Source organism: uncultured Citricoccus sp., assembly GCF_937871995.1.
GTDB lineage: Bacteria > Actinomycetota > Actinomycetes > Actinomycetales > Micrococcaceae > Citricoccus.
This window is the reverse complement of sequence record NZ_CALMQR010000135.1, coordinates 1-5488: the sequence shown is the minus strand read 5'-3', so window position 1 is coordinate 5488 and position 5488 is coordinate 1. Positions and strand designations below refer to the sequence as shown.

The following is a 5488-nucleotide window of genomic DNA, read 5'->3' as shown; positions in this document are numbered from 1 at the left end:
CTAAGACGGCCCCCGGTGCCCCACAATGGTTCGACGACCCTGCAGGGAAGTTCCCCTCCGGCGCTCCGTGAGGATGCAATCATGTGCCGGATTCACGCTTCGGAGGTTCAGAGTCCTAGCCGGACTCCAGGGCACGAGGACCTCAGGCGGATGGAGGTTCACCGACCACGTCCGGGGAGGCAAGTAGGGCGTGCGTCATCCTAAAAGTCAGCGGAGTTGGCCCGCCACTTCACCGCAGAGGGCAACCGTCTGGCCGCGCGCGTGGCCGACGAACTGGGCGACGGCTACGAGGTACAGTTCAGGTCCTGCGAACCAGGCGTGCCGCCGCGCCGGTTCCGTGGGTCGCACCCCTCCCTTCCCGTACCGTGCCCCGCACTGGCCTGTCGCGGGGACTGTTTCACTGCCTGTTGTCCCAGCGTCCACGTCCGCAGGCGGTGAAGATGACGGCCCGGATGCCGTCGCCCATGCCCCCGGGAGAGCCCGCACTGTGTGGTGTCGGGCCGGGGGCTATGTCGCGGCACCCAAGAGGGACCCATGAAAAACCAGTGACGAGTAAGGAGATGAGCATGCCGGAACCTACTCCCGGACCGGAACGGTCCGCCAGCCTGGGTACCGAGGGCGAGCTGGACCAGGACCGTTACATCGGGACGCGGGACCTCACCCGGTGGAAGTCCGGCCCGGGCCTATGGCTCGCCGACAGCGTCAACCGGATCGGCAGGCTCCTGGGCCCCTATCAGGCTTTGGTGCTGCTCCTGGCGCTCGGGGCGGGGATCTCCGTGACGATGACGTGGCTGGCCTCGGAGACCTATGAGGCCGTCACGCAGGCCAACGGGGTAGCCGCGCTTGACCACCCCGTCCTGGACACCATGCTGGGGCTGCGTTCTCCCGGCACAAACGTCCTGGCCACGGCCTACACCAATATCGCCGGGGTGGTGGGGATGCCCATCCTCGCCGCCGCCACCATGGTCACCCTCGCCCTGAGGCGACGCTCCTGGACGCCCGTCATCCTGATCACCGCCGCCGCCGCCGGGTCCTTGTTCATGACCCTGTCCGGAAAGAACCTCATCGGCCGGACCCGCCCACCCCTGGCTGATGCGGTCCCCCCGTATGAGCACTCTGCATCCTTCCCGTCCGGGCACACCCTCAACGCGCTCGTGATCGCTGGCATCGTCGCCTATGTACTGCTATTGCGCCAACACTCCCGCCGTACCCGGGTGCTGACCATCACCCTCGCGTCAACCTTCGCTCTCACCATCGGGATCAGCCGGGTCTTCCTGGGTCACCACTGGTTCACCGACGTCCTCGCCGCCTGGCTCCTGGGCCTGGCATGGCTGGCGATTGTCATCACCGCCCACCGCCTGTACCTGACCACTCGCAAACGGACCACCCCGGCTCCCTTCGCCGAACCGTAAGCAACCCCGAGCAAGACGATGCAGCTCGCGGCCGGACGGCGGCCGCCCAGGAACAGGTCCGTAGTCACCGGTGGCCAGGTCACCTGGGACCCGATGGAGATCGAGACGGTCCTGGTCGGTGACCTCACCGGTGCACCGGTTGCGGGGACCGTCCGGTTCGGTGTGGATGGCCGGCACTACGAGCTCGACCTCAGCCAGGACACTGCCAAGCAGTTACGGGCCGAAATGAGGAACTACGTATTTCGCGCGCCCGGTCGCGGCGCCGGAGGCCGCACAGGAAGCCACGCTCATCCGGACCTGAGCCAAGAACAACGGGTACGAGGTCGCCGCCCGCGTGCGTATTCATCGTGAAGCGATCGAGGCCTACCGTCAAGCCGTCTAAGCCCGGCGGCGCCCTGCCGTTGACTGGATGGACGCCGGCAATCGCCGCGCCCCGCCGCCGGGGGGCTGACGTCCCCCCAGTCTCCTGAGCACGTGTCGCCGGTCGCCCCCGAGGACTAACCGGACTTCTCGCCCGCGCAGATGCCGATGATCATCGGCCCGACGTTGCCCAGAGATCTCAGCAGCGCAGCCTCAGCCGAAGCGTTGACCACCGGCCATTCTCCGGATCCGTGAGGAAACGGTGGGTGCCTCAGGTGGTGTCGAAGGACTGGAGGGCGTCCAGGAAGTGCTCGGGGCGTTCGAGGTGGGGGACGTGTCCGCAGCCCGGGACGACGGCGAGTTGACCATGTCGCAGTCGGGATGCTGCGTGACGGGCCTGGGATACCGGGACGACCGCGTCTTGAGCCCCCCAGATGATGAGGGTGGGGATCCGGAGCTGGGGCAGGGCATCGAGCAGCACCCGGCGCTGCCCGAAGGGACCGGCCTGGGTGCGCAGGGCGGCCAAGGAGGTATGCAGGTGGTGTGGCAGGCCCGCCAGGCGACGCTGCTCCGCCACCCAGTGCGGCGGCGCCAAGTGTGGTTGGGCGAACATCAGCGGGATCCGGGCCCACGCACGGTGGACCGCGCCGATGCTCGTGCGTCCGGCTCGCGTTGCGACGTCACCGTAACCGGGGACGGTGAGGGCACGCAGGGCCGGGTTGACGTAATGGCCCAGTCCCGCGGAGTCCTCGAGGACCAGGCGATGGACGCGGTCCGGGTAGCCCAGGGCGAGCTCGAGGGCGATGCTGCCACCCAGGGAGTGACCGACCACGACGGCCGGTGGCGCCTCGGCTCCGTTGACGGTGTCGAGGAAGGCCGCCATCGCCTCGGCCAGGCGTTCCGGTGCCGGCGCCTCATCGGAGGGCAACGGGTCACTGGCGCCGTACCCGGGCAGGTCCGGCGCGTACACGGTGTACCGGCTGGCCAGCCGGGGCAGGACCTCGCGCCAGTACGCCGAGCTCTCCCCGACGCCGTGCAAGAGCAGCAGCGGCCGGCCGGAACCGGCGACCAGGTAGTGGATGCGTCCCCCGTCCAGCGAGATGTCGCGAAGCTCGATACCCATGCCTGCCCCCCCGTGCCGTGACCAACCGATGCCTTCCGCACCGATCATCGCACGCGCCCACCGATCGTCCCGCCCAACCCCGCGGCAGCTCGCCCCCTTGAGCCATGCCGGTAGCGGGGTTGACCCCTAGGGGGAGCGGCTTGCGGCACCCGTTCGCCGAGGCCGGCGGAGGCTGCATGTGCAATGGCTCCTGCCCGAAACGGGATCCACTACTGGGGTGAGGTCTGGCAAGGGGTCGTCAGCGATCGTCAGTGTGGTGGGCGGTTACGGAGGCATTCTGTCCCCCGGTCTGGTCAAGGCCCTCGGGACGCTGGAGTGGGGCCGACTATCTTAGGCATCTGAAGGCGTTGCGTACCGTTCTGCGCTCGGCGGGCCTCACTGCTTTCGGCTCACCACGCCTTACCCGGTTCGATCCTGCCTACAGGCTGTGGTGCATGCGTGGCCATGAAATCGTCCTGGGCCTCCAAGACACCGACTGACGAGCCAAGGTGGCCTCCTCCTATGAACGGTGTGTCGGCTGTTTTGCGGATCAGGCTGTCGTTGTCTTTTCAGACTGCAGGGTCTGATCGCGAGTGCGGAGGTAGTTGGCGATCGCTAGGAGGTTGATCGCCGCCCGGCTCACGATACCCACCGGGCGATCATCCTCGCCGTTGACCACCGGCACCTTCTTCAGCCGTGCGTCCGACAGCGCAGCGACAGCATCTGCGACCGATGCGCCGGCCGTGATGGTGACGACATCGCGGGTGGCCAGCCTCATGACATTCAGGTTCGCCAGATCGGACATGGCCTGTTCGAGGTCGTCATCGGCACCAACCGCATAGGAGTAGATCGAGATCGAGGACGGATGGGCGGCAGACAGATAGCGCATGACATCGCCGTCGGAGAGGAAGCCTGCCAATGATCCCTTGTCGTCGAGGATCGGCGCCCCCGAGATGCCGCGTGCTGCGAAGGTGCGCAGGGCGTCAAGCACCGACTGGTCCCAGGACAGGGCGTAGACCTCGGACTTCATGATCGATGCGACGGTGTGCGCCGAGCTCTGATCGAGCTCATCCGAGCGACGCGAGCGAACCGAACGGTACGCGAGGATGGCATGGGCGATGCCGATGAGTGAGGTGAGGACCACCAGGGCGGCAGCGCCGTGGAAGCCGGTGAGCATTGCCTCGCTCTCGCCGAGCCCGGCGCGTACGTTCGCGGCCGTCAGTGCACCGTAGATGCCGGCGGCCAGCGAGGTGCCCACACAGCCGGCGATCTGGAAGCTGGTGGAGACCACCGTCACGCCGTGCGGACTGGTCTCCCGGTCGAGATGGGACAGGGCGAACGTCTGCGAGGGTCCGATGACGAAGGCGGTAGCCAGCACCGCGGGGATGTAGAGCAACCCGAGGACCGGGACCGGTGCCTGTCCCGCCGCGACCGCCACCAGCGTGACGAAGCCGGCCATGATGAGGAATCCGAGCGGGATCGACCAGCGACCGCCGCGGCGGTCGAAGAGGCGACCGGCCACCGGCCCCATGACCACGGTGAGAAGGATCCCCGGTGCCAGCGTGAGGGAGGCACCCAGCGGTGTGATCTCGCGTGCCCCCTGCAGGTACAACGGGATGATGACGTTCATCGCGAACACGAACACCAGCCCCAGCATGGTCATCAGCACGCCGAACACGAACGCCGGGCTGGAGAACGGGCGCAGGTCCAGCAGGGGGTGCTTGATGCGACGCTGGCGGACGATGAACCGCCACATCGCGAACACTCCGACGACGCCGGCGACGCCCGCGTAGAGGGGGGATCCCCCGAAGGCCGCGGTCACGCCGTACAGGACGCCGACCAGACCCACCGCGACCAGCAGGAGCGAGGCAATGTCCAGGACCGGCCGACCCAGGTCGGCGACGGTTCGCAAGGTGATCGCGCCGGCGAGCAGGACGATGAGGCACAGAGCGCCGAAGACCCACATCAGGGTGGTCCACGGGGCGATGGTCAGCAGCACGCCAGAGAGCACGATCGCCAGGGACGGCCCCAGGGTGGTCATCGCGGCCATGATGCCCATGTTCAGGCCGAGCTTCTCGCGCGGCGAGACGGCCAGGGTGATGTTCATGCCGATGGGGGTGAGCAGGCCCGTTCCGATGGCTTGGACCAGTCGTGCCACCAGGAGCACTCCGAAGGTCGGAGCGAAGGCTCCCACCACGGATCCGAGGACCATCAGGGCAACGACGGCCACGAACAGCGGGCGGGTGGGGAACCGGTGATAGAGCACGTTCGAGACCGGTACGAACACCGCGGCCACCAACAGGTAACCGGTGGTCAGCCACTGCACGGTGTTCACGTCGACGCCGAAGTCCTCCATGATCGGCGTGAAGGCCACGTTGAGGAAGGTCTCGTTGAAGGTGGCCAGGAAGGCCGCGGCTGCTGCGACGGCGATCATCCCACCGACACGTTTCTGGGCGCGTGGGCGGGAAGGTAGAGCGGGAATGCTGTCCGTGGGCGGGTTGGCATCCCGGGTGATGACATCGGTCATGGACCACCAGTACTTTCTAGGGCATCCCGTCTTCGGAGACACCGGAGCGTGGGATAGGGGAGGAAATGGGCGCACTCGGCCAAGGCA

4 protein-coding genes are annotated in these 5488 nt (G+C 67.5%); 2 read left to right on the top strand and 2 right to left on the bottom strand.

Going from position 1 to position 5488, the window contains the following annotated elements; genetic code table 11:
• Positions 1-566 precede the first annotated feature (566 nt).
• Together Q0283_RS16075 and Q0283_RS17665 are read left to right on the top strand one after the other, a co-directional pair.
• A complete protein-coding gene (locus Q0283_RS16075) occupies positions 567-1412 on the top strand; it encodes a phosphatase PAP2 family protein (RefSeq protein ID WP_298045586.1) in 846 nt (281 codons plus the stop codon).
• 18 nt (positions 1413-1430) lie between these two features.
• On the top strand, positions 1431-1763 hold the full coding sequence (locus Q0283_RS17665) for a histone-like nucleoid-structuring protein Lsr2 (protein ID WP_366134729.1): 333 nt from the start codon (positions 1431-1433) through the stop codon (positions 1761-1763).
• A 280-nt stretch (positions 1764-2043) separates the two neighbouring features.
• On the opposite strand, the gene Q0283_RS16070 is transcribed toward Q0283_RS17665, so the two are convergent.
• Positions 2044-2895 (bottom strand): alpha/beta fold hydrolase, encoded by an 852-nt coding sequence (locus Q0283_RS16070; protein WP_183525436.1) that lies wholly within the window; start codon positions 2893-2895, stop codon positions 2044-2046.
• A gap of 529 nt (positions 2896-3424) precedes the next feature.
• Positions 3425-5401, bottom strand: coding sequence for an MFS transporter (locus Q0283_RS16065; RefSeq protein ID WP_221243349.1), 1977 nt, complete (start codon positions 5399-5401; stop codon positions 3425-3427).
• Positions 5402-5488 lie beyond the last annotated feature (87 nt).